Annotated in this window: 21 protein-coding genes and 2 pseudogenes; 11 read left to right on the top strand and 12 right to left on the bottom strand. The window is 70.0% G+C overall.

Going from position 1 to position 25,990, the window contains the following annotated elements; genetic code table 11:
* Window positions 1–137: 137 nt before the first annotated feature.
* The gene (locus tag ABTY98_RS35530; RefSeq protein WP_352225236.1) at window positions 138–992 is read left to right on the top strand and encodes a PaaX family transcriptional regulator; all 855 of its coding nucleotides are present in this window, start codon (window positions 138–140) and stop codon (window positions 990–992) included.
* Between the two features lie 2 nt (window positions 993–994).
* On the opposite strand, the gene ABTY98_RS35525 is transcribed toward ABTY98_RS35530, so the two are convergent.
* Complete coding sequence (locus ABTY98_RS35525; protein ID WP_352225235.1) at window positions 995–1,408, bottom strand: RidA family protein; 414 nt, start codon at window positions 1,406–1,408, stop codon at window positions 995–997.
* A 139-nt stretch (window positions 1,409–1,547) separates the two neighbouring features.
* Here ABTY98_RS35525 and ABTY98_RS35520 point away from each other — a divergent pair, with 139 nt between their 5' ends.
* Genes ABTY98_RS35520 through ABTY98_RS35505 form a run of 4 tightly spaced genes read left to right on the top strand, consistent with a single transcriptional unit; the run spans window position 1,548 to window position 7,008 of the window.
* Entirely contained in the window at window positions 1,548–2,030 is a 483-nt protein-coding gene (locus ABTY98_RS35520) for a cupin domain-containing protein (RefSeq protein WP_352225234.1), read from the top strand.
* A complete protein-coding gene (locus tag ABTY98_RS35515) occupies window positions 2,027–2,926 on the top strand; it encodes an acyl-CoA thioesterase (RefSeq protein ID WP_352225233.1) in 900 nt (299 codons plus the stop codon). The genes ABTY98_RS35520 and ABTY98_RS35515 overlap by 4 nt, the downstream gene beginning before the upstream one ends.
* A gap of 45 nt (window positions 2,927–2,971) precedes the next feature.
* A complete protein-coding gene (locus ABTY98_RS35510) occupies window positions 2,972–4,612 on the top strand; it encodes an AMP-binding protein (RefSeq protein WP_352225232.1) in 1,641 nt (546 codons plus the stop codon).
* Window positions 4,613–4,623: 11 nt separating this feature from the next.
* Window positions 4,624–7,008 carry a bifunctional salicylyl-CoA 5-hydroxylase/oxidoreductase gene (locus ABTY98_RS35505; protein WP_352225231.1) on the top strand — a complete coding sequence of 795 codons (2,385 nt, stop codon included), beginning with the start codon at window positions 4,624–4,626 and terminating at the stop codon, window positions 7,006–7,008.
* Here the strand turns inward: ABTY98_RS35505 and ABTY98_RS35500 are convergent.
* On the bottom strand, window positions 6,991–8,328 hold the full coding sequence (locus tag ABTY98_RS35500; protein ID WP_352225230.1) for a DUF3500 domain-containing protein: 1,338 nt from the start codon (window positions 8,326–8,328) through the stop codon (window positions 6,991–6,993). The genes ABTY98_RS35505 and ABTY98_RS35500 overlap by 18 nt on opposite strands.
* A 291-nt stretch (window positions 8,329–8,619) precedes the next feature.
* Between ABTY98_RS35500 and ABTY98_RS35495 the strand changes: the two genes are divergently transcribed.
* Window positions 8,620–9,828, top strand: a complete 1,209-nt coding sequence (locus tag ABTY98_RS35495) for an RNA-guided endonuclease InsQ/TnpB family protein (protein ID WP_352225229.1) — start codon at window positions 8,620–8,622, stop codon at window positions 9,826–9,828.
* A 33-nt stretch (window positions 9,829–9,861) separates the two neighbouring features.
* Here the strand turns inward: ABTY98_RS35495 and ABTY98_RS35490 are convergent, their stop codons facing one another.
* Together ABTY98_RS35490 and ABTY98_RS35485 are read right to left on the bottom strand one after the other, a co-directional pair.
* Window positions 9,862–11,250 carry a sensor histidine kinase gene (locus tag ABTY98_RS35490; RefSeq protein WP_352225228.1) on the bottom strand — a complete coding sequence of 463 codons (1,389 nt, stop codon included), beginning with the start codon at window positions 11,248–11,250 and terminating at the stop codon, window positions 9,862–9,864.
* 114 nt (window positions 11,251–11,364) lie between these two features.
* The gene (locus ABTY98_RS35485; protein ID WP_352225227.1) at window positions 11,365–12,090 is read right to left on the bottom strand and encodes a response regulator transcription factor; all 726 of its coding nucleotides are present in this window, start codon (window positions 12,088–12,090) and stop codon (window positions 11,365–11,367) included.
* Window positions 12,091–12,485: 395 nt separating this feature from the next.
* Between ABTY98_RS35485 and ABTY98_RS35480 the strand changes: the two genes are divergently transcribed.
* Entirely contained in the window at window positions 12,486–13,010 is a 525-nt protein-coding gene (locus ABTY98_RS35480; RefSeq protein WP_352225226.1) for a transglycosylase SLT domain-containing protein, read from the top strand.
* Window positions 13,011–13,023: 13 nt separating this feature from the next.
* Here ABTY98_RS35480 and ABTY98_RS35475 read toward each other — a convergent pair whose 3' ends face one another.
* Both ABTY98_RS35475 and ABTY98_RS35470 read right to left on the bottom strand, forming a co-directional pair.
* Window positions 13,024–13,452, bottom strand: a complete 429-nt coding sequence (locus tag ABTY98_RS35475) for a TetR-like C-terminal domain-containing protein (protein ID WP_352225225.1) — start codon at window positions 13,450–13,452, stop codon at window positions 13,024–13,026.
* The gene (locus ABTY98_RS35470) at window positions 13,347–14,804 is read right to left on the bottom strand and encodes a purine-cytosine permease family protein (protein WP_352225224.1); all 1,458 of its coding nucleotides are present in this window, start codon (window positions 14,802–14,804) and stop codon (window positions 13,347–13,349) included. Before ABTY98_RS35470 ends, ABTY98_RS35475 begins: the two co-directional genes overlap by 106 nt.
* 240 nt (window positions 14,805–15,044) lie before the next feature.
* Between ABTY98_RS35470 and ABTY98_RS35465 the strand changes: the two genes are divergently transcribed.
* Together ABTY98_RS35465 and ABTY98_RS35460 are read left to right on the top strand one after the other, a co-directional pair.
* Window positions 15,045–15,848 carry a serine hydrolase gene (locus ABTY98_RS35465; RefSeq protein WP_352225223.1) on the top strand — a complete coding sequence of 268 codons (804 nt, stop codon included), beginning with the start codon at window positions 15,045–15,047 and terminating at the stop codon, window positions 15,846–15,848.
* A gap of 107 nt (window positions 15,849–15,955) precedes the next feature.
* Window positions 15,956–17,137 carry an AI-2E family transporter gene (locus ABTY98_RS35460; RefSeq protein ID WP_352225222.1) on the top strand — a complete coding sequence of 394 codons (1,182 nt, stop codon included), beginning with the start codon at window positions 15,956–15,958 and terminating at the stop codon, window positions 17,135–17,137.
* A gap of 138 nt (window positions 17,138–17,275) precedes the next feature.
* Here the strand turns inward: ABTY98_RS35460 and ABTY98_RS35455 are convergent, their stop codons facing one another.
* The 3 genes from ABTY98_RS35455 to ABTY98_RS35445 form a co-directional block, all read right to left on the bottom strand.
* On the bottom strand, window positions 17,276–17,437 hold the full coding sequence (locus tag ABTY98_RS35455) for a hypothetical protein (RefSeq protein WP_352225221.1): 162 nt from the start codon (window positions 17,435–17,437) through the stop codon (window positions 17,276–17,278).
* A 93-nt stretch (window positions 17,438–17,530) separates the two neighbouring features.
* Entirely contained in the window at window positions 17,531–19,969 is a 2,439-nt protein-coding gene (locus ABTY98_RS35450) for an ATP-binding SpoIIE family protein phosphatase (RefSeq protein WP_352225220.1), read from the bottom strand.
* Window positions 19,970–20,005: 36 nt separating this feature from the next.
* Window positions 20,006–22,465 (bottom strand): SpoIIE family protein phosphatase, encoded by a 2,460-nt coding sequence (locus ABTY98_RS35445; RefSeq protein WP_352225219.1) that lies wholly within the window; start codon window positions 22,463–22,465, stop codon window positions 20,006–20,008.
* 330 nt (window positions 22,466–22,795) lie between these two features.
* Between ABTY98_RS35445 and ABTY98_RS35440 the strand changes: the two genes are divergently transcribed.
* Together ABTY98_RS35440 and ABTY98_RS42420 are read left to right on the top strand one after the other, a co-directional pair.
* A complete protein-coding gene (locus ABTY98_RS35440; RefSeq protein WP_352225218.1) occupies window positions 22,796–23,431 on the top strand; it encodes a TetR/AcrR family transcriptional regulator in 636 nt (211 codons plus the stop codon).
* A 166-nt stretch (window positions 23,432–23,597) separates the two neighbouring features.
* Window positions 23,598–23,746: pseudogene (locus tag ABTY98_RS42420) on the top strand (TetR/AcrR family transcriptional regulator); the annotation flags it as partial.
* Window positions 23,747–24,166: 420 nt separating this feature from the next.
* On the opposite strand, the gene ABTY98_RS35430 reads toward ABTY98_RS42420, so the two are convergent.
* From ABTY98_RS35430 to ABTY98_RS35420, 3 genes and pseudogenes are all read right to left on the bottom strand, one after another.
* Window positions 24,167–24,292 (bottom strand): hypothetical protein, encoded by a 126-nt coding sequence (locus tag ABTY98_RS35430; protein WP_352225249.1) that lies wholly within the window; start codon window positions 24,290–24,292, stop codon window positions 24,167–24,169.
* A pseudogene (locus ABTY98_RS35425) lies at window positions 24,258–24,408 on the bottom strand (IS5/IS1182 family transposase); the annotation flags it as partial. The pseudogene ABTY98_RS35425 and the gene ABTY98_RS35430, both read right to left, overlap by 35 nt.
* Before the next feature lie 145 nt (window positions 24,409–24,553).
* Window positions 24,554–25,723, bottom strand: a complete 1,170-nt coding sequence (locus tag ABTY98_RS35420; RefSeq protein ID WP_352225216.1) for a PP2C family protein-serine/threonine phosphatase — start codon at window positions 25,721–25,723, stop codon at window positions 24,554–24,556.
* Window positions 25,724–25,990: the final 267 nt, after the last annotated feature.

Genomic DNA, 25,990 nt, shown 5'->3' with positions numbered 1-25,990 from the left:
GGGCGGCAGCCTCGCAGGCCGCCCGGCGGGAGTGGGCGAGGGGCCGGTGCGGGCGTCCGCGGCGCCGGTGGAGCGCCGACGCGCGCGATAGGCTGCTTGGCGATCAGAAGGGTGACATCGGCCGGAGGTGGGTGGACATGACAGCGGAGGTCGAGCCGTCGTTCGCCGTCGGTGCGGGCGGCCGGGACAGCCGGCTGGGCCCCCTGATCATCACCCTCTTCGGGCTGTATGCGCGCGGTGAGCACAACTGGCTCTCCGTGGCCTCGGTGATACGCCTCATGGCCGACCTCGGGGTGGAGGGGCAGGCCGTCCGCTCCGCGGTCTCCCGGCTGAAGCGGCGCGGGGTGCTGCGGAGCGAGCGCCACGAGGGGGCCGCCGGGTACGCCGTCGCCGACAGCACGCTTGAGGTGCTGGCGGAGGGCGACACACGCATCTTCGAGCGGAACCGGGCCGCGGCCGAAGACGGCTGGCTCGTCGTCGTCTTCTCGGTGCCCGAGTCCGAGCGCGACAAGCGCCACGCCCTGCGCACGGCCCTGACCCGTCTGGGCTTCGGCACCGCGGCCCCCGGAGTGTGGGTGGCCCCCGGCATCCTCGCCGACGAGACCCGCAGCACCCTGCAACGCCTGGAACTGACGCCGTACGTCGACATCTTCACCGGAGACCACTTCGCCTTCGGCGACCTGTCGGCGAAGGTCCGTGAGTGGTGGGACCTCGACGAGCTGACCGCGCTGTACGCGGACTTCCTCGCGCGGTACGGGCCGGTGCGCGAGCGCGCGGCCGCGGGCGGGATCTCGCCGCACGAGGCGTTCGGGATCTATCTGCCGATGCTCACCGAGTGGCGCCGGCTCCCCTACCGCGATCCCGGCCTGCCGTTGTCCCTGCTGCCGCCGGGCTGGCGCGGCGAGACCGCCGGCGCGCTGTTCGAAGAACTCGACAGGACGCTGCGGTCCCCCGCCCGCGAACACGCGCTTGCGGTCATCCACACGTCCTAGGCCTATGGCCTGACCAGCCGTTCCTCCGGGATCACGGCCACGCCGAGGATCTCGATCATCGCCTCCGGCTGCCAGAGCGCGGTGCAGCCGATGCCCGCCATCGCCGGATACACCGGCCCCGCGAGCTCCCGCCACACCCTGCCGATCTCCTTGCCGTGCGCCTGGTAGTCGGGGATGTCGGTGAGATAGATCGTCACGCTCACCAGGTCCGCCGGCTCACCGCCCGCCGCCCGCAGCGTGGTGAGCACATTGCCGAACGCCTGGCGGAACTGCTCGACGATCCCGCCCGGAACGATCTTCATATCGGCATCGAGTGCGGTCTGGCCGCCCAGATGGAGCGTGTTTCCCGCGAGCGTCCCGTGCGAGTAGCCGCTCGGGGCGGGCAGTTCGGGCGGGTTCACGGCGACGGGAGTCATGAGGCCTCCGGTTCGGTGGTGTCCGGCTCCGGCCGCACGGCCGGTCGTATTGACAATAAATGACGACCGTGAAAGATACGAGATAGAGCGCGGTCCTCTTCCGGACCCCCGCAGCCTTCCAGGGAAACGGAGCCGTTCCATGGAGCCCGACCTCAGTAAGTACCGACTCGAAGGCGACAACGCGATGTACCGGCTGCCCACCGGCATCGTCGCGCCCGTCGTGACCCGGGGCGGGCAGGAGGACGTGAACACCGCCGACTCGGGCGGAGCCGTCCGCGTGTCGGGCGTCAGCGCCCAGCACACCCCGGCGCGCCGCCTGTGGTACGGCAAGGTCAGCAATGAGCCCGGCTACCGCTCGGTCACCCACCACCACGGCGAGGCCGAGACCGGCGGATACGTCCTGTCCGGCCGGGCCCGGATCTACTTCGGCGAGAAGTTCGAGGACTACGTCGACATGACGGAGGGCGACTGGGTCTTCGTGCCGCCCTTCATGCCGCACGTCGAGTGCAACCTCTCCAGGACCAAGCCGCTCGTCTGGATGACCACCCGGACCCCGGAGAACATCGTGGTGAACCTGCCCGACGTGGCCGACACCGACCTGCGCGACTGGCTGAACCGATGATCGCCGCCCCGACCTCCGCGATCGTCACCGCAGCCCTGACGCTCAAGCCCGCCGCGCCCGAGCACTTCGACCTCGCCTTCACCGCCACCACCCAGCCCTGCCCCTGGCCCAAGGCCTACGGCGGCGACCTCGTCGCCCAGGCCGCCGCCGCCGCGATGCGCTCGGTGACCGACGGCAAGTCGATGCACTCCATGCACAGTTACTTCCTGCGCCCGGCCGACATCGGCGCCGAGGTCCGCTACGAGGTTGAGGTGGTGCGCGACGGCCGCGGCTACAGCACCCGCCAGGTGCGCGGCTACCAGAACGGCAAGGTGCTCTACGTCTGCCTCGCCAACTTCGCGGCGGGGGAGCCGGGCGCCTCCTTCCACGCCGAGTTCACCGGGGACGTCCCCGACCCCGAGACCCTGCCCAGCTCCGCCGAGTACCTCGCCGACCGCACCGGCGGCACCATGACCGACGAGTCCAAGTCCTACTGGCGCACCGGCCGCGGCTTCGACATGCGCCATGTCCCTGGACCCGTCTACCTCACCGTCGAGGGCGAGCGGCTGCCCCATCAGGCGGTCTGGCTTAGGCCGTTCGACGCACTGCGCCCCGTCGAGGGACTCACCGACGCCCAGCGCGACCTCGCCGCCCTCGCCTACGTCTGCGACTACACGATCCTCGAACCCGTCCTGCGGGTCCTCAACCTGGCCTGGGCCGATCCCGGCCTGGTCACCGCCAGCCTCGACCACGCCATGTGGTTCCACCGCCCCGCACCGGTGGGCGACTGGCTCCTCTACGCCCAGGAAGCGGTGGCCGCCGACGCGGGCCGCGGCCTCGGCACCGGACGCTTCTTCACCCGCGACCACCGTCACCTGGCCACTGTCGTCCAGGAGGGCATGCTCCGCCCCGCCTGACCGCCCGCCGTGCGCCACCGGCGAGCTCCCGGAAGGAACCCCACGTTGGCTGTTCCGCTCTCACCCTCCTCGCACCTGGACACCTTCGCCCGGGACCATCTCCCGCCCGCCGAACTGTGGCCCACGATCGAGTTCACCACACCCGAACTGAGCTACCCGGCCCGCCTCAACGCGGCCACCGAGCTCATCGACGCGGCCGTCGAACGCCACGGCCCCGACCGACCCGCCCTGCGCACCCCGGCCGGGGAGCTGTGGACGTACGGCGAACTGCGCACCCGCGCCAACCAGGTCGCCCAGGTCCTCACCGAGGACCTGGGCCTGGTACCGGGCCGACGCGTCCTGCTGCGCGCGCCCAACACCCCCTGGACGGTGGCCTGCTGGCTCGGCGTCCTCAAAGCGGGCGGGGTCGTGGTCACCACCATGGCCGCACTGCGCGCCCGCGAGATCACCCCGATCGCCGAACGCACGAAGCCCGCCGTCGCCCTGGTGGACCACCGCTTCACCGACGAGGTCCGCACCGTCCTGCCCGGCGTGCGGCTGGTCGAGTACGGCGGGCCCGGCCCCGACGACCTGGTGACCCGGTGCGCCGCCAAGTCCGGTGAGTTCAGGGACGTGGAGACGGCCGCCGACGACGTGGCACTCCTCGGCCCCACCTCGGGAAGCACCGGCGTCCCCAAGATCACGATGCATTTCCACCGGGACATCCTGTCCATCGACAACACCTTCGGCCGCCACCTGTTGGGGCTGCGCGAGGACGACCTGGTGGCCTGCACCGCGCCGTTCGCCTTCACCTTCGGCCTCGGCATGCTGGTCGTCTTCCCGCTGCGGGCCGGCGCCTGCGCCCTGCTGACCGAGACGGCGACACCGGCCCAGCTCGCCGACCTCGTCGAGAAACACGGGGTCACCGTCCTCGCGACCGCGCCCACCGCCTACAAGGCGATCGTGCGCGACGGCAAGGAACGCCAACTGAGCAGCGTCCGGGTCGGGGTGTCGGCCGGCGAGCACATACCGCTCTCCACCTGGCAGGAACTGCGGGACCGTATCGGACTGAAGGTCATCGACGGCATCGGCGCGACCGAACTGCTGCACATCTTCATCTCCGCAACCGGCGACGACATCCGGCCCGGCGCCACCGGACGTCCCGTGCCCGGCTACCGCGCCACGATCCTGGATCTCGACGGCGCGGAACTCGGCCCGGGGGAGCCGGGGCGGCTCGGCGTCATCGGCCCGGTCGGCTGCCGCTACCTCGACGACAAGCGCCAGCAGGACTACGTCGTGGGCGGCTGGAACGTCACCGGTGACATCTTCCACCGCGACGAGGACGGCTACTTCCACTACCACGCCCGCAGCGACAACATGATCGTCTCCTCCGGGTACAACATCGGCGGCCCCGAGGTGGAAGCCGCCATCGACACCCACCCGGACGTCGTCGAGTCCGCCGTAGTGGCCCGCCCCGACCCGGAGCGCGGCTCGGTCGTCTGCGCCTTCGTCGTCCTGCGCGAGGGTGTCACCGGGGACCCGGCGAAGGCCAAGGAGATCCAGGACCACGTGAAGCAGGTCCTGGCGCCCTACAAGTACCCGCGTGACGTCCGCTTCCACGACGTCCTGCCGCGCAACACCAGCGGGAAACTACAGCGGTTCGCGCTCCGCAAGATCATCGAAGCCGAACAGGCCGCTGAGCGGTGAGAGGAACTCCCTTGAAGATCGCGATCATCGGCGGTGGCCCGGGAGGGCTCTACCTCGCGGTGCTGCTGAAGCAGCTGGACCCCGCCCACGAGATCACCGTGTGGGAACGCAACGCCCCCGACGACACCTTCGGCTTCGGCGTGGTGTTCTCCGACGAGACACTCGGCGGCATCGAGAACGCCGACACCGTCTTCGCCGAGGCCATGTCCCGCCGCTTCGCCCGCTGGACGGACATCGACATCCACTACCGGGGCGAGAGCCACACCGTCGGCGGCCAGGGCTTCGCCGCGATGAGCCGCAAGGAACTGCTGCACCTCCTCCAGGAGCGCTGCCGGGAACTGGGCGTCACCCTGCACTTCTCGACCCCGGCACCCGAGGTGACCGAACTGCGCGCCTCGCACGACCTCGTCGTCGGCGCGGACGGCGTCAACTCGGGCGTCCGCGCGGCCTACACGGACGCATTCGGCCCGTCCCTGGACCGGCGGCGCAGCAAGTACATGTGGCTGGGCACGGACCGGGTCTTCGAGGCCTTCCAGTTCTTCGTCAAGGAGACGGAGTGGGGGGTTGTGCAGGTCCACGGCTACCCCTACTCCGACACCGGCTCGACCTTCATCGTCGAGATGCACGAGGACGTCTGGCGCCGGGCCGGCTTCGACGTCACGGAGCACACCGTGTTCGCGCCCGGTGTCTCCGACGAGCAGGCCGTGGCCCGGATCCGGGAGCTGTTCGCCGAGGAACTCGGCGGGAACCAGGTGTTCGCCAACAACTCCAAGTGGCTGAACTTCACCACCGTCCGCAACGAGCACTGGCACCACGGCAACCTCGTCCTCATCGGCGACGCCGCCCACACCGCCCACTTCTCCATCGGCTCCGGCACCAAGCTGGCAATGGAGGACGCCCTAGCCCTGGCCGCCTGTCTCCACGAACACCCCGACACCGAAAGCGCGTTGACCGCCTACGAGAGCGAGCGGCGGCCCGTCGTGGAGTCCACCCAGCGGGCCGCGCAGGCCTCGCTGGAGTGGTTCGAGAACATCGGCATGTACGCCGGCCAGGAACCCACCCAGTTCTGCTTCAACCTCCTGACCCGTTCACGCCGTATCACCTACGACAACCTGCGCACCCGCGACGAGGAGTTCGCCGACCGTGTCGACGCAGCCTTCGCCGCGGCGCAGGGATTGAGCACCCGGGCACCCGCGATGTTCCAGCCCTTCCGCATCGGGCGGCTGGAGCTGAAGAACCGGGTGGTCGTCTCCCCGATGGACATGTACTCCGCCGTCGACGGCGTGCCCGGTGACTTCCACCTGGTCCATCTGGGTTCGAAGGCGATGGGCGGGGCGGGGCTGGTGATGACGGAGATGGTCTGCGTCTCGCCCGAGGGCCGTATCACCCCCGGCTGCACCGGGCTGTGGAACGACGAACAGCGCGACTCCTGGCAGCGGATCGTCTCCTTCGTCCACGAACGCAGCACCGCCCGTATCGGCCTTCAGCTCGGCCACTCCGGCCGCAAGGGCTCGACCCGTCTGATGTGGGAGGGCATGGACGAGCCCCTCCCTGACGGCAACTGGGAGGTCGTGGGCCCGTCCGGACTGCCGTACGGCCCCGGATCGCCCGTCCCGCGTGAACTCACCCGCACCGAACTCGACGCCATCACCGCGGAGTTCGTCGAGGCGGCCCGCCGTGGCGCCGAGGCCGGCTTCGACCTCCTCGAACTCCACTGCGCCCACGGCTACCTGCTCTCCTCCTTCCTCTCCCCCCTCGCCAACCACCGCACCGACGAGTACGGCGGCCCGCTGGAGAACCGGCTGCGCTACCCCCTGGAGGTCTTCGACGCGGTCCGGTCCGTCTGGCCCGCCGAGCGGCCGATGACCGTGCGGATCTCCGCCACCGACTGGGCCCCCGACGGCAACACCGAACACGACGCCGTGGAGATCGCCCGCGCCTTCGTCGCGCACGGCGCGGACGCCATCGACGTCTCCACCGGCCAGGTCACCAAGGACGAGCGCCCCGCCTACGGCCGCTCGTACCAGACCCCCTTCGCCGACCGGATCCGCCACGAGGTGGCCGCGGAGACCGGCGCGGCCGTGATCGCGGTCGGCGCCATCGCCTCCTACGACGACGTGAACTCGATCCTGCTGGCGGGCCGCGCCGACCTGTGCGCCGTAGGACGCACCCATCTGTACGACCCGCACTGGACCCTGCACGCGGCCGCCGACCAGGACTACAGGGGACCGGCCGCCGAATGGCCCGTGCAGTTCGGGGCCGGCCGCCGCAAGCCGCCTGCCGCACGCACCGACGCGGTACGCCCCCGCCTGTCCCTGCTGCGGGCGGACTCGGCGGGGGAGAGCGTTCACCTGCGGTGGAAGCCCCTGGGGGAGGGACTACCGGTGGTGGGGTGACGTCAGGTAGTGCCGGCGGATCAGCTCCTTGCCGTAGTCGTTGCCGTTGGGCGTACGGATCACCGAGTGCACATGCATCTGGGTCGGGCCGCTGCCCTGGCTCGCGCCGTACGCCCCGGCGAGCGGACCGGGGCCCTGGCAGTCGACCTCGACCCAGACCACCGGGCTGTGCACCCGCACGTAGAACGCGTCGTCGGCACCCGTGCCACCGGCCCAGGTCACATACGTGTCGTCGAGACGGGACCGCACCTCGGCCAGCCGCACCCTGGCCGCGTCGGCCCTGGCCCGCCCGGTGAACGCCTCGACGACACCCAGGAGCTTCTGCTTCTGTACGCGGGTGAGGGCCTTGCCGCGGATGCCCTCGTAGGCCTGGACCGCGTTGTCGGAGAAGGCGCCCGCCTTCATCGACTCGTTGGTCTTGGTGGCCGAGGCGATCGCGACCGACTGCTGTTCGGCGGTGAGGGAGTTGACGAAGGCGAGACTCGCGAGCACCTCCTCGTGGCAGACGGTGACCGTCTCGCCGTCGATCTCCATGGTGGTCGGCTCCGAACCCCAGAAGCAGGGGCTCATGACGACCTGGTCGCCCAGCACGAAGTAGTTGATGACCAGATGGTGGCCGTCGAACTGGAAGCCCCAGGGCTCGGTGGCGGACGGGGTGCCCATGAGCGTCCAGTAGTAGGCGTCCTCGTTGAAGGACTTCGTGTTGCCGATCGCCTCGCCGGCCGCCTGGTTGATCTTCCGGATCTTCTCCGTGGTCTCCAGGCCGTCGGCGCTGAGCGCGGCCTTCAGCAGGGCCGTGCCCAGGTCCTTCTGCGTGGCGCTGAGATCGGCGAGCGAGACGCCCTGCCGGGTGTAGGAGTCGACGTTGCTCCACAACCGCCATTCGGTGGAGTGGATGGTGAACCGCGTCGCGGACTTCTGGGTGTCGGTCAGTCCGGCCAGGAAGGCGTTCGCGGCGGAGATCACCGGGGCCGTGTCGACCTTGGTCGAGTGGATCGTGAACAGGTCGTCGATCCGCTTGCCGTCAGTCGTCAGACCGAAGAACTCCTCGGTCAGCGACTCGTTGCCCGGACCACCGGCGCCGCCACCGCCCGGGCCACCGCTCGGTGGAGCGCTGGGGGAGGGGCTGGCCGAGGCGTCGGCCGTACCCGTGCTGTCGTCGGCGAGCGCCGTCCAGGCCCCGGCGCTGCCCATGGTCACCAGGGCCGTCGCCCCGGACGCGAAGAACACCTTGCGCATGAAGTTACGACGACTCGCCTCGGGACGCTCCGAGGCTTCCGGCATCCGCGTCGCGCCTTCGCCGGTGTCGATCTCGGACATGCGGCTCCCTTCGTCATGGGCGCGCCCTTCGTGGACGGCCACCGGGCGACCAGCCTGGTGCGGCCAACTGAGGCTGCGCTGAAGCGAGTTGACCGCAAGGGCCCGGAGAGCGGCGGTGACCTGGGGTCATCGGGGTTCTCCTTCGTGGATACCCCCGGCTTCAGCCGGGGGAGGAAACGAAGCTCCTGCCGAGCAGGGCAGGGAAAGCCGGTTCGCCGCCAGGGCGGACCGGCGTCCACCGTCCACCGGCCGACACCCGCTACTCACACGGAATCTGATACGGTGTGAGGCGTGACGCAGCAGGTCAAGCGGGCGTTCAAGTACCGCTTTTACCCCACGGACGAGCAGGCGGCCGAGCTGTCGCGCACGTTCGGCTGCGTCCGCCTCGTGTACAACAAGGCGCTGGAGGACCGCACGCGGGCCTGGTACGGCGAGCAGCGCCGGCTCTCCTACGTGCAGTCGTCGGCCGCGCTGACGGAGTGGAAGAAGACCGAGGAGCTGGCCTTCCTGACGGAGGTGTCCTGCGTCCCGCTCCAGCAGGCGTTGCGCCATCTTCAGACGGCGTTCGGGAACTTCTTCGCCAAGCGCGCGAAGTATCCCCGGTACAAGAGCAGGAAGAAATCCCGCGCGTCGGCCGAGTACACCCGCAGCGCCTTCAAGTGGCGCGACGGGCAGCTGACTCTGGCCAAGATGGCGGAGCCGCTGGACATCCGCTGGTCGCGTCCGCTCCCTGAAGGAGCAGAGCCGACGACTGTGACTGTGTCCCGCGACAGCGCCGGACGCTGGTTCGTCTCGATGCTCGTCGAAGACACCATCGTCCCCGCGCCCGCCACCGACGCGACGATCGGCCTGGATGCCGGGATCACCTCCCTGGTGACACTGTCCACCGGGGAGAAGATCGCCAACCCCCGGCACGAGCGCCGGGACCGCGCCCGTCTCGCCCGCGCTCAGCGGGAGCTGTCCCGCAAGGCCAAGGGCTCCAACAACCGGGCCAGGGCCGGCGTGAAGGTCGCCCGAGTCCACGCGCGGATCGCCGACCGGCGCCGCGACTTCCTGCACAAGCTGTCGACTCGACTTGTCCGTGAGAACCAAACGGTCGTGATCGAGGACCTCACCGTCCGCAACCTGCTGAAGAACGGCAAGCTCGCGCGCGCCATCTCCGATGCTTCGTGGACGGAACTCCGGTCGATGCTGGAGTACAAGTGCGCCTGGTACGGGCGCGAACTCGTCGTGATCGACCGATGGTTCCCCAGCAGCAAGCTGTGCGGGGCCTGCGGCACGGTCGCGGCGAAGATGCCGCTGAACGTCCGCGAGTGGACGTGTCACTGCGGCGCTGTGCATGACCGCGATGTGAACGCGGCACGCAACATTCTCGCCGCCGGGCTGGCGGCGTCTGCCTGCGGAGACGGTGTAAGACCTCAACGGGAGTCCTCCCGGACGGGGCAGTCGTCGGTGAAGCAGGAACCCCAGCGGGCGACCGCTGGAATCCCCCGCCATTAGGCGGGGGAGGAAGTCAAATGAGGATGCTGAGGATCAGGAAACCTTCAGGGGAATCAGGGCGGCGCTGCCGGCGAGCGGCAGCGTGACGGTGAACTCGGTGCCGCCGGGCGCGCCGTCCACCTCGACCCGGCCGCCGTGCGCCTGGGTGATCGCCGCCGCGATCGCCAGCCCCAGCCCCGCACCGCCCTCGGCGCCGGGGGCGCGGGAGCGGGAGGCGTCGCCCCGGGTGAAGCGTTCGAAGACCGTCGGCAGCAGAGCGGCGGGTATGCCAGGCCCGTCGTCGTGCACCCGGATCGCGCAGTGCCCGTCCGCCGACTCCACCGTCACCGTGATGCGCGTCCCGGCGGGGGTGTGGACCCGGGCGTTGGCCAGCAGGTTGGCCACCACCTGGTGCAGCCGGGACGGGTCGCCGGTCACCGTGGCGGGCGCGTCCAGGCGCAGCACCAGCTGCCAGTGGTGGTCGGACCCGGCCGCCCGTGCGTCCCAGACCGCGTCCCCGACCAGGGTCGCCAGGTTCACCTCGGCCGCCTCCAGCGGCCTGCCCTCCTCGAGGCGGGCGAGCAGCAGGAGATCCTCGACCAGTCCCGTCATCCGCGCCGACTGGTCGGAGACACGGCGCCAGGCCAGCTCCGGTTCGATCCTCCCGGTGTCCACGCCCATCAGCATCAGCTCGGCGTATCCGGCGATCGAGGCGAGCGGGGTGCGCAGCTCGTGGCTGGCGTCGGCGAGGAAGCGGCGCATGTGCTCCTCGGTGCGCTGCCGTTCGGAGAGGGACCACTCCACGTGGTCGATCAGCCGGTTGAGGGCGGCGCCGACCTGGCCGACCTCGGTGCGCGGATCGGTGTCCGCCGTGGGCACCCGGGTGAGCCCGCTGACCTCGCCCCGGTCGAGCGGCGCGTGCGAGACCTCGACGGCGGTGGTGGCGACCCGCCGCAGCGGCCGCAGCTGACGGCGGATCGCCACGGCGGACACGGATCCCGCCAGCACCAGCCCGATGCCGGCGATACCGGCCTCGACCACGACCAGGGAGTCGATCATGTGCTGCACGTCTCCCACGGGCAGCCCTGCCAGCATGGTGGTGCCGCCCTCGCCGACGGCGGTCAGCCGGTAGGCGCCCAGGCCGGGGAGGGTCCGGGTGTGCAGGGTCCCGTCCGCCGGAAGGCCGCTCAGGGCGGCGCGCTGAGCGGGGGTGAGGGTGTGCGGTCGGTCGTCGGTCACCACCTCGGCCGTGGTGATCCGGCCCCCGTCGACGAGGGCGGCCAGGGTGCCGGTGTGCTGGCCCCGTTCGTTGAGGAAGCCGAGGTTCGCGCCGGGCGGCCCGTGTTCCCGCCCGCCCTGGCTGTGCTCGGCGGCGTCGCTCACCCGCTGGTCCAGGTCCCGGATCAGGTAGTAGCGCTGGACGAGCACGGTGGCGAGGGCCATTGCCGCACAGGGCCATTGCCGCACAGACGGCGGCCAGGGTGATGGCGTGGACGAGGACCATACGGGCCCGCAGCGAGCGCCCGCGGAGATGAGCCAGGGCGCGGCGGACCGCCGTCATGCCTCGTCGTCCGCAGGTCTGAGGACGTATCCGGCGCCCCGCACGGTATGGATCATCGGCCGGCGCTCCTTGTCGATCTTCGCTCGCAGGCCGTAGACATAGACCTCGACCAGATTCCCGCCGCCGTCGAACGAGCTGTTCCACACGTGGTTGAGGATCTGCGTCTTGCTGAGTACCTGGCGGGGGTGGCTCATCAGGAACCGCAGCAGGTCGAACTCCTTCGCGGTGAGCGAGATCGGCGTGCCGCCCCGGCGCACCTCGCGGGTCTTCTCGCCGAGCAGCAGGTCGCCGAGGATCCGTACCCCTTCCTCCTCGGCGGCCTCGCCGGCCCCGGAGCGGCGCAGCAGCACGCGCAGCCGGAGCATCACCTCCTCCAGGGAGAAGGGCTTGGTCAGATAGTCGTCGGCGCCGGAGGACAGCCCGTCGAGCCGGTACTCCACCGCGTCCCGGGCGGTCAGCATGAGCACGGGCAGCCCGGCGTTCTCGTACCGCAGCCGACGCAGCACCTGGATCCCGTCCAGGTCGGGCAGCATGCCGTCCAGCACGACGGCGTGCGGGCTGTACCGGCGGGCGGTGCTCAGCGCGCCGTACCCGTCCTGCGCCACGAAAGGCCGCCAGCCTGCCGCGGTGACGGCCACCGAGAGCAACTCGGTCAGCTCGGGTTCGTCGTCGACGATCAGCACACGGATCGCGCCCGCCGCGAGTGTGGGGGTGTCAGACATGCCCACGATGCTCTCCCGGCGGGCTGTACGTGAGCTGTGCGGCGACGTCCGTCTGGGGTCGGCGACAGCCCTCGAAGGGCCCGGAAAGCGTGACACCACCCATAGGAGCCAGATCACATCCTATCGGGCGTCGTAGACCCGGAACGCCCTGAACGCCAGGCAAGCCGCCTGAAAAGGGGCAATTCGGTGGTTTATACGATGTCAGGTAGTACGTCACATCATTGCGTCCCGCTCCGGCCACCGCTAACCATGGCTGTCGTCGCCGGGAGACGGTGACGGACCGAGCGGATCACCGCCGGGTCCGCCCACTCCCGCCGGTTGTACGGGGCTCCGCCCCACGCCGCCGCACACAGCGGCCGGCGCCGACGCCGTCCCCACCGGAGAGATTCGTTTATATGACCATGGCCACTCGCACCCGCATCGCCCGACTGCGCGCCCTCGGCCTCACCGGCCTCGCCACCACCGGTGCCGCAGCCGCCGCCCTCACGCTGATGCCGACGACCGCGCAGGCCGCCGAAGCGACGCAGGTGCACGCCTCCACCGCGGTCACGGCCTCCAGCAACGACAGCCGCGCCACCTCCGGGCAGAAGTCCGGCTACTCGAACAACCTCGACGGCTGGATCAAGCAGTCCCTGCAGATCATGAAGTCCAAGGGCATTCCGGGCAGCTACGACGGCCTCAAGCGCAACATCATGCGCGAGTCCGGCGGCAACCCGAGCGCCCAGAACAACTGGGACGTCAACGCCCAGAAGGGCACCCCTTCCAAGGGGCTGCTCCAGGTGATCGACCCCACCTTCAACGCGTACCACGTCAACGGCACCGCGAAGAGCGTCACCGACCCGGTGGCCAACATCACCGCGGCCGCCAACTACGCCGCCCACCGCTACGGCTCGATCGACAACGTCAACTCCGCGTACTGAGCGCGCCGGTGACTCATGGGACCGGCACCGGCCCGTCGTGCCGCAGCAGGAACGCGTCGGCAAGGGCGTCGGTGAACTCCTCACCGACCGGCCCGGCCGACACCAGTACGCGGTAGTACAGCGGGCCCACCAACTGGTCCGTCTCGGTGTCCAGGCCGAGCCCGGCGGGCAACCGGCCCGCCGCCACGGCCCGTTCCAGCAGGGCGCGGTCGCGCCGGCGCTGCGGATCCAGGCAACGTGACCGGAACTCCCCGGCGAACGCCGGATCGTGCTGGGCCTGCGCGAGCAGCGCCCGGAAGACAGCGCCGGGATCGGAGCGCAGCCGCCTGTGAACGCCTAGACCTCGGGTTCCCGGTGCTCGTGCGCGGCCTGCTCCAGTGCCGCGGCCTCCGCCTCGGCGATGCGGGTCTCCGCCTCGACGTCGACCGAGCGGGTCAGCCACCAGTACAGCAGCGCCGAGACCGGCAGCCCGACGAACAACGAGATGTCCGCGCCGTCGAGGGCCTTGGCGGCGGGACCGACATAGAGCGTGCCGACGGAGAAGAACGGGATCATCACGGCGAAGCCGACCAGGTAGGAGATGATCCCGCGCCAGCCCCAACGGCCGTAGATGCCGTTGGGTTTGAAGATCTCGGCGATCGCGTAGTGGCCGCGGCGCACCACGTAGTAGTCCATCAGGTTCACCGAGGTCCACGGGATGAACAGATAGAGCACCAGCAGCAGGAAGTTGTTGAAGTTCGTCAGGAAGTTCGAGGTCGCCGCCAGCGCGCCGACCAGGGAGAGCATCGCGGTCACACCGATGGTGATCAGACGCACGCCCAGCGTCGGCCGCACCCGCTTGAACGAGTCGATGGCGCTGATCAGCGTCAGTGAACCGCCGTACATGTTCAGCGCGGTGACGGAGATCAGGCCCAGTGCGGCGAACAGCAGCACGATCGCGCCGAAGCCGTTGAAGACCTTGTCGCCGGCGGCGTTGATCGAGGGGATCGTGTCGAAGCTGTCGCCGGCCCAGGCGGCCAGCAGCGTCCCGAGCACCATCAGCCAGATGCCGCCGAGCGCCGACCCGAAGTAGGTCCAGTAGAACGTCTTGCGGACCGTCACGTCCGGCGGCAGATAGCGCGAGTAGTCCGAGACGTAGATGGCCCAGCTGATCTGGTATCCGGCGACCACGCCGAACTGGGCGAGGAACGGCGTCCACTTGAAGGCGCCGAGGTCGAAGGAGCCCGGGGGGTAGTGCAGGGTGACCAGGACACCGACGGTGAAGATCCCGAAGATGACGAGGAAGGTGTAGGTCAGGAACCGCTCGGCCTTGTGGATGATGTCGTAGCCCACCAGTGCGATGGCGAACGCGACGGCGGTGACCACGATCACCCACAGCTTCACGCCGCCGTGGATCGTGGTGTTCAGGGCCTCACCGGCCAGGCTGGTGTTGAACACGTTGAAGCCCGCGTACTGCACATACGCGAACAGCCACACCAGCAGCGCCCCGACATAGCCGAACTGGGGGCGCGACTGGATCATCTGCGGCAGCCCCAGCTGCGGCCCCTGCGCCGAGTGGAAGGCCATGAAGAACGTGCCGATCACGGTGCCCGCGACGATCGCCAGCAGCGACCAGATCAGATTGCCGCCCTCCGTGATGCTGATCAGCCCCACGGCCAGGGTGGCGATCTGCGCGTTCGACATGAACCACAGCGGACCCAGGTGCCACAGCTTGCCGTGCCGCTCGTCCAGTGGCACATAGTCGATGGACCGGACCTCCAGACCGCTCACCCGCGGTTCCGCCGATGTGCTCATGGCACCTCCCAGGGGTCCGTCCGTCACTGTGGTCACATTCTTCCCCCGGAAAGGTCCGGATGAGGCCTACGGAATCCGTGTTCCGTCTCCCGGATTGCCCGCCTCGCCTGCGGCCTTGTTGCTCTGCTCACAATTTGCCCGGAACTGCCCGTTTCGTGGCGGCCGTCACGTCGCCGACCGCGCATTTTGTCTACGTTCGCAGTTCTGCGTCCCTCCGACCTGAACTGCCGAGGCTCCCGCATGCTCAATCGCACCCTCGCCGTCGTGGCCACGGTGGTGACCCTGCTCGCCGGCGCCGCGCCGGCGGCCCTGGCGGCCGGTTCCGTCTCCGGCTCCGGAGACTTCCGTACGGCCGTGCGGGCACCGGCCGAGGCGCACGTGACCGCCGCCGTCCTCGACCTGGACGGCACCGGCCGGGAACCCGCGGTCTACGGTGACGACACGCCGTACGACACGGCGAGCATCGTCAAGGTCGACATCCTCGCCTCGCTGCTGCTCCACGCCCGGGACCACCGGCGCGCCCTCACCGCGCGGGAGAGCGCCCTCGCGGAGGTGATGATCCGCGACAGCGACAACGACGCGGCCAGCGCCCTGTGGCGGGCCATCGGCGGGGCCTCCGGCCTTGAGTCGGCCAACAAGCGGCTGGGACTGACCGCCACCACGGCCGGCTCCGGTGGGCGCTGGGGGCTCACCCGGACCACGGCGGGCGATCAGATACGGCTGCTGCGCGCGATCTTCGGCTCCGGCCCCACACCGCTCGACACCGCGTCCCGAAGCCGTATCGGCACCCTGATGACCGAGATCGCCGCCGGCCAGTCCTGGGGCGTCTCGGCCGCCGCCGACTCCGGGTGGGCGCTGAAGAACGGCTGGCTGATGCGCACCACCACCGACCTGTGGGACATCAACAGCGTCGGACGCGTCACGGCCGGCGGTCACCACTACCTCGTCGCGGTCCTCTCCAACGGCAACGCGTCCATGCCGGACGGCGTGAAACTCGTCGAACGAGCCGCCCGTACGGCCGTGACCACCACGGCGGCACACTGACCCACTTGGCGCAGCGCACCCCGCCCCCCGCCCGAATTGCCCCTAACGTGCACTAGAGGTGCCCTCATGTGCACCCGAGGTGACGAAGGCTGGCAACGGGAGGTGCGGTGGCGGGTGCGGGCGGGCCGACGGCCGGGCGGGGCCGGGCGCGCCGGGGGCGTGGCGCGGCGCCGGGCACCCGGTCCGCCCGCGCGGTGTGGATCCCGAAGCGCGCCCGCGATCCGCGGGCCTCCGCCTCCGTCAGCGCGGTCGTCGTCCCCGGCCTGCGCATCGCCGGCGCCTATGCCTGGCGCCTCATCGTGCTCGGCATCGTCGTCTACGGCGTCTTCATCGTTCTGGGCCGCTTCCAGCTGATCGCCGTAGCCCTGTTCCTGGGTCTGGTCATCACCTCGGTGCTGCGCCCGTTCACCGATCTGCTGAGCCGTTGGCTACCCCGCCCCCTGTCCGTGGCCGTGAGCCTGGTCGGCAGCATCTGCGTGTTCTTCGGGCTGCTGGCCCTGGTGGGCGACGCGGTCGCCCAGGAGTCGGCGACGCTGGCCGACGAGTTCCGCGGCGGCATCCATCGCATCGAGGTCTGGCTCCAGCGCCCGCCCTTCCGGCTCGGCCCGGGCGCCCTCTCGCATCTCCAGCAGCAGATCGTCAACTACATCCAGGCTCACCGCTCCAACCTGGCCAGTAGGGCGCTGAGTGGGTTCGGCACCCTCGTCGAGCTGATCACCGGAGGCGCGCTCGCGCTCTTCGCCTCCGTCTTCTTCATCAGCTCCGGCGAACGGCTGTGGGCCTGGACGAGCCGCGAGCTGCTGCCCGCCGGGGCCAGGACCGCGTGGGACCGGGCGGGGCACGCCGCCTGGCGGACGTTCGCCGGGTACACCCGCGGCATCATCATCGTGGCCGCCACCAACGCCGTACTCGTCGGCATCGCCCTGCTGGTGCTGCGGGTGCCGCTCGCGCTGCCGCTCACCCTTCTGGAGTTCTTCGCCGCCTTCATCCCGCTGATCGGCTCACCGGTGGCACTGAGTGTGGCCACCGTGGTCGCGCTGGCCGGGCGCGGGCCGCTCACGGCCGTGGCCGTCCTCGTGCTCATCGTCGTCATCGGGCAGCTCGAGGGTCATGTGCTGCATCCCCTGGTGATGAGCTGGGCGGTGCGCCTGCACCCCCTGGTCGTCGCTGTCTCCGTCATCGCGGGCAGCATCGTCGCGGGGGTGATCGGCGCCGTCGTGGCCGTGCCGTTCATCTCTGTCGTCTGGGCGGTGGTGCGGGCCCTGCGGACCGCGCCGCCGGGGTCCTGACCCGGTCGCAGGCTCAGCCGTCCTTGGCGGGGCGGGCGGGCGCGCTTAGGGGCGCGACGGGACCGGCCGGACGGTGTGGGAGCCCGGACCACCGGGCTGATGCCCCGCACCCGGTGGCCCGTCGGACGCGACGAACGGTCAGCGCTTGCCTCCGGCGAAGGGGCGGCGGGAGATGGTGGCGCGGATGGTGGTCTGCGCGTGCCGTTCCACGGCGGGGTTGCCGGATCCGCCGTTCGGCTCGCCCCACACCAGGCCGACCTCCCGGCCGTAGGCCACCTCCTCCTCGCCGGCGGGCGGCACAGCGTGACGAACCGCCGTGGGGTGGGCGCCGGGCGCAGGTACAGTTCGTCGCCGACGCGGGGTCGGCCGAACATCGTGGATCGCCTGGCGGCCTCAGTGGGGACACTCGATGATCTGCTCGGACCAGATCGTCTTGTCGTTCTGGCCATGGCGGCAGCCCCAGCGCGCGCCGAGTTGGGCGACGAGGAACAGGCCGCGTCCTCCCTCGTCGGTAGTGCGGGCACGCCTCAGGCGGGGCTGGGTGCTGCTGGCGTCGGTGACCTCGCAGACCAGAACGTCGTGGCGAATCAGCCGCAGCTCCACCGGCGCACGACCGTAGCGAATCGCGTTGGTGACCAGTTCGCTGACGATGAGTTCGGTGGTGAAGAGGAGGTCGTCCAGGCCCCACATGGTGAGTTGGCGGGTTGCCCATCCTCGGGCCTCGGAGACGGCGGCCGGATCGGGTGGGATCTCCCAGTGTGCGGTGTCCTCCGCCGGGACGGTGCGGGTGCGGGCCAGCAGCAGGGTCGCGTCGTCGCGCGGCGCCTGCTCGGCCAGGTCGGCGAGGACAGCCCGGCCGGTTTCGTCCAGAGCGCGATCCGGACGGCAGGACGCGGCGAGCGCATCCGTCAGGTACCGGAGTCCTTGGTCGATGTCGTGGTCGCGCCGTTCGACCACGCCGTCGGTGCAGAGTGCGAGGACGCTGCCCGGCTCGATGTCGATCGTGGTGGTCTCGTAGGGCATGTCGCTGATGGAGAGTGGTGGCCCCGGTGCGATCCCGACGGTCTCTGCGGTCCCGTCGGGCCGGACCAGGACGGGTGGCGGGTGCCCGGCACTGGCTATGGCGCAGCGCCGGGTGACGGGGTCGTAGACCGCGTACAGGCATGTGGCGCCGACGACGTCGTGGTGGTCGGGTGGGGCTTCGGCCATGAGGCGCTGGACCTGGTCCGCGATCCGGGTGAGCATTTCGTCTGGTTCGAGTTCGAGGTCGGCGAGGGTCTGGATGGCGGTGCGCAGGCGGCCCATGGTGGCGGTCGCGGGCATGCCGTGGCCGACCACGTCTCCGGAGACAAGGGCCAGGCGGAGAGAGGGCAGAGCGATGGCGTCGTACCAGTCGCCGCGGATTTCCGCTCCGCCGCCTGCGGGCAGGTAGACGGCGGCGGTCTCGGCTGCCGGGGTGTCGGTCGTGGGCGGAGGAAGCAGGCTCTGCTGCAGCGCCACTGCCGCCCGGTGCTCGCGGGTGTAACGGCGGGCGTTGTCGATGGCGAGCGCACCCCGTGAGGCGATCTGCGTCATGAGATCAACCTCGTCCTTGGTGAACGGGTCGGATCGGCCGGTACGCCAGACCGATATGGCGCCGAGGGTGAGACCGCGGGCGTGCAGCGGTGCCACCATCACTGTGTGGGCGTCTTCCGGGAGGAGATACTCAGCCACCTGTCTGCCGCCGATCAGGGCGACGAAGTCGTCTCGGCCGTAGACGACTGTCCTGCCGCGTTGCGAGCTGCGCAGGAGGGGGTGGTCGGACAGCGGTGGGACGGGGTTGCCGCGCTTGATGCCGGTCGGCCACACCGCGGTGGCCGGTGCCAGGGCCGCGGTGCGCAGGTGGAGATCTCCACCGCCCAGCCGCTTGGGGGGTTCCTCCCCGTCGAACACGGACTTCGCGAGGTCGACTGCGGCGAGATCTCCGAACGTGGGGAGGAGTACGTCTGCAAGGTCCTGCGCGGTGCGCACGACATCCAGGGACCCTCCCACCTGCTCGGCCACCTGGTGGGCGAGGTCCAGGTGACGGCGGGTGCGCAGCTGGTCGCTGGCGTCGATGTACAGGGCCACGACCCCTGTGGGGCGTCCTCGCGCGTCCTCCAGCCGGAAGGCGGACAGCCACAGTGCGTGCCGCCGCGCCGGCTCGTGCCGCCAGCTCACCTGCAGGCTGCTGCGGACCACCGGGGCGCCCGTGTCGAGCACCTGGCGCAGTACTGCCTCGAGGTTCACGGCGTCCTCGGCGCATAGCACGTCGCACAGCCGGGTGCCGGGCTGTACCGGTCGGCCGTCGGGAGTGCATGGCGTGCCGTTCGTCTGCACGGTGGTGAGATCCGTGTCGTGCAGAGCGACCGTGATCCGGTTCTGTGAGGACAGTGCGCGCAGGAGCGCCGCGCCGTTCTCGTGGTCGGCAACGTGGTGTGCGGGTGCCGCCAGCACGAGGAACTCCGCCGAGCCGTTCACCTTGGTGGTGCGGAAAGCGACGTCGATCGTGTGGCCGTACTGGTGCCACAGCCGTACCCGGCCGGATGCCGGCATCTTCGTGGCGCTGCGCAGTTCGTCGGGGAGGCCGGCCACCAGTTCCTGCACGGGGCGGCCGCAGACCTCCTCGGCGGTGAACCCCGTCAGGTCCGCTGCTGCCTCGGTCCACCGCACCACCGCACCTCGGCCGTCGAGCACGGCGGCTGCCAGGTCCGCGAAGACGTACGCGCTGCCGCTGGGATGGGCGTCGGAGACGCTCAGCGACCCTTGGGAGGCGCTTGCCGAATGGGTGTCATTTGCATGGTTCATAGTCATTTTTGGCCTTCCCTGGAAGATCGCGGGGCGACGACGTCACACCGCGACGGCGGTGGGCGGCAGGTCTTGTTCGGCCCAGACGATCTTGCCGTCTCCTGCGCAGCGGGAGCCCCACCTGCGGGACAGCTGAGCGATGAGGAAGAGGCCGCGGCCGTGCTCATCGAGGCCGCGGGGATGGCGGGGGCGTGGCCGACCGGTGTGGGTGTCGGAGACCTCACACGTCAGAACCCGGTGCTGGATGAGCCGCAGGCGGCCCGGGCCGTCGCCGTGGCGGATGGCGTTGGTGACCAGTTCACTGACGATCAGCTCCACGGGCGTCACGAGCGGCTCCAGCCCCCATTCGCTGAGCTGACGGGCGACCAGATGCCGGACGGTCGGGACGGTGGCCGGTTCGTCCGGCAGGTCCCAGGAGGCGACCTGCGCGGATTCGAGTGCGCGGGTGCGCGCAAGGAGCAGGGTGACATCGTCGGGCTGTGCCTGAGTCGGCAAGGTCTGCATCGCCCGCGAGCACAGGTCCTCCAGGGATGGGCCCGGCTGTGCCAGGGCGGCGCCCAGGCGGTGCAGGCCGACGTCGATGTCGTCGTCGCGGGACTCGACCAGGCCGTCGGAGTAGAACGCGAGCAGGCTCCCCTCGGGCAGTTCCAGTTCCACGGACTCGAAGGGGACCAGGCCAAGACCGAGGCCGAGCGGGGCTCCGGCGGGCAGGTCGGGGATGGTGACCTGGCCCTGCGCGTCGATGATCAGGGGCGGCGGATGCCCGGCCCGCGCCAACGTGCACCGTCGGGTGACCGGGTCGTAGACGGCGTACAGGCAGGTGGCGCCCACCACCTTGAGGACTTTGTCGGAAGGGTCGACGTCTTCGTCGTTCAACCGCCGGACCGTGTCGTCGAGGTGCGCCAACAGCTCGGCGGGGGGCAGGTCGAGGTCCGCGAGCGTGCGCACGGCGGTGCGCAGTCTGCCCATGGTCGCCGCGGCGTTGATGCCGTGACCCACCACGTCGCCGACGACGAGGGCCACCCGGGCGCCGGACAGCTCGATCACGTCGAACCAGTCACCCCCCACGCCGCGGTCCATGTCAGCCGGCACGTAGCGGGAAGCCACCTCGACGGCGACACCGCCTCGCACCCGGTGGGGCAGCAGGTCGCGTTGGAGCGTGAGGGCCGCGGCACGTTCGCGCGCGTACTGCAGAGCGTTCTCCAGGCTGAGCGCGGCCCGGGTGACGAGCTCCTCGGCGAGCAGCAGGTCGCCCTCCTGGAACGGCGTCTGTTCCTCGGAGCGGCTGAACACCGCCAGGCCCAGCACGCTGCTCCGCGCACGGATGGGCACGACCATCAACGAGTGGACCCCGGTGTCACGTACCTTCTGCGCCCGCACCGGGTCGTGGTCGACCCAGGGGCCGTGGGGGTCCAGCACCGGTTCCAGGTGAGACCTGCCCGTGCGCAGCACGTTGGCGAGGGGCGAGGCCGGGTGGAGATGGATCACCTCCTCGCGCACCCACGGCAGTTCCAGGAGACTCAGGTCGACGGAGGCCAGCCCGGCCCGGCGCAGCGGCGGGGTGCGGCCGCTTGTCGTGCCGGTCCCTGCCGAGGGTTCCACGCCGAACGGAACCGACTCCACCAGGTCGACGAGGGCGTGGTCGGCCAGCAGGGGCACAGCCAGCTCGGCCAGTTCCTGCCCGGTCCGCATGACGTCGAGGGTGCTGCCGACGCGGGTGCTGGCCTCGCTGAGGATGGCAAGGCGCTCACGCGCCCGCCGGTTGCCGGTGACATCCACGATCATGCAGCACACGCCCAGCGGTGTGCCGTCCGCGCCCTGGAGGCAGAAGAACGACGCCGAGAACGCATGCTCACGGCGCCGGTCCGCCGGCGGCCACGCCCGGAACTCGTGCACCATGGTGCTGCCGCTCTCCAGCACCTGCTGTATCACCACCTCGAGCGCTTCGGCCTCGACCGCGGGCAGCGAGTCCTTCAGACGGCGTCCGAACCGTTGATGACGAGGCACGCCGTCGTACCGCTCCGAGGCGTCATTCACCCAGACACAGCGCAGCTGCGGGTCACAAACGGCGATGCCGATCGGTGCGTGGGCAAGGAGCGACTCCCGCACCGGTCCGTTGACCACCCCCGAGGACAGGGAGCCTATGTCGGTCACGGACACCAGCCACCGGGTGTCGGCGTCCTGCCCCCACAGCAACGAGACCCGCAGCGTCATGGTGAGCGTGCGGCCGTCGCGGTGGCGCACCTTCACGGTGCCGGACCAGCCATCCTCGGCACGGCACTGCTCGGCGACTGCACTACCCCTCCCGGCGTCCTCGGGGGGCGGCAGCACGTGTGTGGCGGACCGGCCCACCACCTCCTGGGCCGAGTAGCCGACAAGCTGCTCAGCTGCCTGCGTCCACCCCATCACGGTCCCCTTTGCATCGATCATCGCTATGGCCGCGTCGGGTATCTCGCGGGAGCCGGCCTGCTCGGCGAGTGAGGTGTGGTCGGTGTTCGTCATCGCGGTTCATCCCATCGGTGCGGAGGTGAGACAGCGTCGGGGTGCGGCGCGGAGGCTGATCTGCAGCCGTGGGGGAACGGCAATGTCTGGTGGAACGGCCCCCAGCGCGGCGTATGTCCGGTTTGAGGCTACTTTGCCCAGTTCTGATGAAATAGTCAGACGCGATGGCTTGCTTGTCAAGTACCTTCAGGCCTGATCGAATGATCAGGCGCGGGGCCGAGGCGGGAGGTGGAGGCGCGCAGTCGCGAGTGGAGGCGTCCCGGGGTTGGACAGGCGGCGATGGCAATGCAATGATGAAAACGTCAGAACTGTTGCCTTTATGTGCGGGTGATGACGATGTCAGGCTCACCCAGGAATCGCTTCGAGCGCCGTCGCTCCGAGACTCGGCGGGCACTGGTCCGCGCCGCGCGGACGATCCTGGCCGAGTCCGGCGACACCAGCACCAGCATTCGGGCCATCGCAGAGCGCGCGGACGTTGGCTTCGGCTCCTTCTACAACCACTTCACATGCAAGCCGGATCTGTTCGACGCGGCCGTGGCCGACGCCCTGGAGGAGTACGCCCAGGCCATCGACGAACGTCTGGGCGGCCTCGACGATCCGGCCGAGCGCCTCGCCGGCGGCGTGCGGCTCAGCGCCCGCATGGCCGGAGCACACCCGGAGATCATGCGCATCCTGTGCCACAGCGGGCTCGGCCGCATATACGCCGGCCGCGGACTGGCTCCGCGCGCGAGACACGACATGGAGCAGGGCATAGCCTCGGGCCGCTTCACCGTGGTCGACCCGGTCCTCGTCCTGGTCGCGCTGAACGGCAGCCTGCTGGCGCTCCTGGAGCTGTGGTTCACCCAGCCCGAGGTGGACAACAGCCATGCCTCGGACAGCATGGCCGAGATGCTCCTGCACATGCTCGGCCTCTCCGCGGATGAGGCCCACGACGTCGCCAGGCGCCCCCTTCCCGCTGCAAGCTGAAGAGGACCGTGACCGCGTACTGGCTTGAGGACGACGACTGCCCACCATTTGTGGAAATTCTCGTTGCTCCACGGCTTATTTCACGCAATTACCCGGCCCCGGAGGGAGCGAGGCGCTGTTCCATGGCGGTGGCCTCGTCGATCCGGTCCAGCATCGGAGGTTTGTCGTGACCAAGCCTGTGGCCCGCGCGCCGCAGCGCCGCAATGGACGGTCCAACCGGGCGCGCATCCTGGACACGGCCCGCCAGGAGCTCGGCGCAACCCCAACGTCACGATGGAGAAGCTCGCACGAGCCACCGGTGTCGTGCGGCGCACCCAGGGCTACGCCAGCGGGATCGGCTGGGGCCCCAAGACCCGCTCCAACAACGATCTGCGCAAAGGATGCGGGACCAGCTCTCCGAATCCGTAGGAGAGACGCATGGTCGAACAACCCCCCACCCGGTACTCGCCTGAAGGTACGCCTCTGGGGATCAGGGACGTGCTTCGTCGGCCGGTGAAGAACAGCAGGTAAACCACTGTCATGCGAGCGCCGAGCGTGAATGGGCCCTCTCCGCGGGAACACCTCGTGGGGAGGGCCCACTGCCGTCGGGAGAGGTTCGTCGGCTCCGGTAGCAGCGGCGAAGGCCACGAGGCGCAAGGGGGAGCACAGGCGTCCAGAGCGTCGTCGTACGGCTCGATGCGCTCGCCCATGGCCCTCATTCGCCCCCGGTGGGCTTCCTGCCAGGCTGAGATGGGCTCAGCGCTTGACTTCGAGGTTCGTCAGGACGAGCAGGGCGCGCAGGAGTCCGGTCGCGCGGGCGGGGTCGGTGCGGAGTTCGGTGAGGATCCAGCACGTAGGTGGTGGCCGCGAACAGCGTCTCATCAGGCGTGTTCGTCGTCCCACCGCCCTGCGGCCGCACCCGTTGCTCCGGGATCAGCGGCCTACCGATCTCCCCACAAGCCGTCCGGCACTATCCAGCTCCACGTTCCCCGCCCCATACCGGGTCAACGTCCGCCTCACCACGTAGGACACCGACGACGGGGTTCGCTGACGCTTGCGCCGCCGTGACGGGACGCTGGTGCGGGCGGCGAGCGGCCCCATGATGGCCATCAATACACCGCATGGTGGCGACGACGGTGACGGTCAGCCGGTTGTGGAAGATCCTCCGGTATAGGACATGAGGTGCGGCCGGTGCAGATGGCGCGAGGGGGTGCGTTCGATGATCAGGAAAGCGGCGTCGTCGGTGAACTGCTCACCGGTGTGCTCGAGCAGGTCGCGGTGAATGTGGTGCAGCAGGGCGTCTGGGCTTGAGGCGGGGAAGGAGGCGACCCGTTCGGCGAGCGGGTAGAAGGCTCCGGTCGGTGAGCGGGCTTCGATCACGCCGTCGGTGTAGAGCAACAGCATGTCGCCCGGTTCCAAGGTGAACGGGTCGGTGCGGTAGTCCCGTACGCAGAGGGCGCACAGGCCCAACGGGGGCGCAGGCCGTCGGGAGTTCAGGACGGTCACCTGGTCTCCACGGATCAGCAGTGGTGGCGGATGGCCGCAGTTGAGCATCTCAGCCTGTGAGCCCTGATCGTGGATGTCGAGCATGACAGCGGTGATGAAGTGCTCGCCGGCGTCGTGCGCTGTGTCGGCGACCTCGTCCAGGTTCCGGCAGACGCTGTCTTCGACGGCGATGACGAGCTCGGGCAAGGAGGCGTACCGGTGAGCGCCCTCACGGAACGCGCCCATCACCACCGACGCCTCGCCGATAGAGGCCAGGCCATGGCCTCGAACGTCGCCGATCAACACCCGGGTGCAGGGATGATCGGCGCGGGCGACCGCCAAGAGGTCGCCCCCGATCTGGGCCTCGTCCTCGGCGGCCAGATACAGCCAGGCCATCCGCAACGGCCCGATCCGGCGAGGTGGAGGCCGCAGCAGAGTCCGCTGCGCCGTCTCGGCCACCGACCGCACCCGGCTCAGCTCCCGGGCATGCCGCTCCCGCACGTAGCAGATGAAGACGACCAGAGCCGACAGCACGGCCAGGGCGATGAGCTGCGCCACGTGGTTGGTCGTGGTCAGCCCGCCGTGGAATATGGAGATGATCACCAGGGCGACCTCCGCCAGAGCCCCGACCAGAGCGGTCAGCCGCGGACCGGCGAAGGAGGCGGTCAAAGTCGGCGCAATGACCAGCAACGGGCCCAGATGGACACTGGCTCCGATACCGATGTCCGCCACAGTGATGGCCACGATCAGCGCGAGTGCGATCACCAACAGCCCACGCCCCGCGCGCTCCTCCGGCAGGCGGTCTCCGGATATGCCTGGTGCACCCATACGCCCTTTTTACGCCCCTTTTGGCCGCGCATGCTCCCGCACCACTTCCTGTCGAGGGTGGTACGGCTCGCGGCGCTGTATGTGAGCGTGCGTGGCGAGTACTGTCCGTTACCACTGGTCACTAGCGCAGGCCAGCGGGTCGAGGTTGTGGATACCGTGCTCCGCTGGGTTGAATGCCGGCGGGGTGGTCAGGGGGTGTCCGACCCGGTGGTGTCCGTCGTCGACTGCAGCGGCCGAGCCCCGAGCCATGCCCTGACTGCTACCTAC

It is taken from the genome of Streptomyces sp. NPDC096040, from assembly GCF_040303265.1.
Classification (GTDB): Bacteria; Actinomycetota; Actinomycetes; order Streptomycetales; family Streptomycetaceae; genus Streptomyces.
Note: the sequence above shows the minus strand (reverse complement) of the source record. Positions and strands in the feature narration are given on the sequence as shown.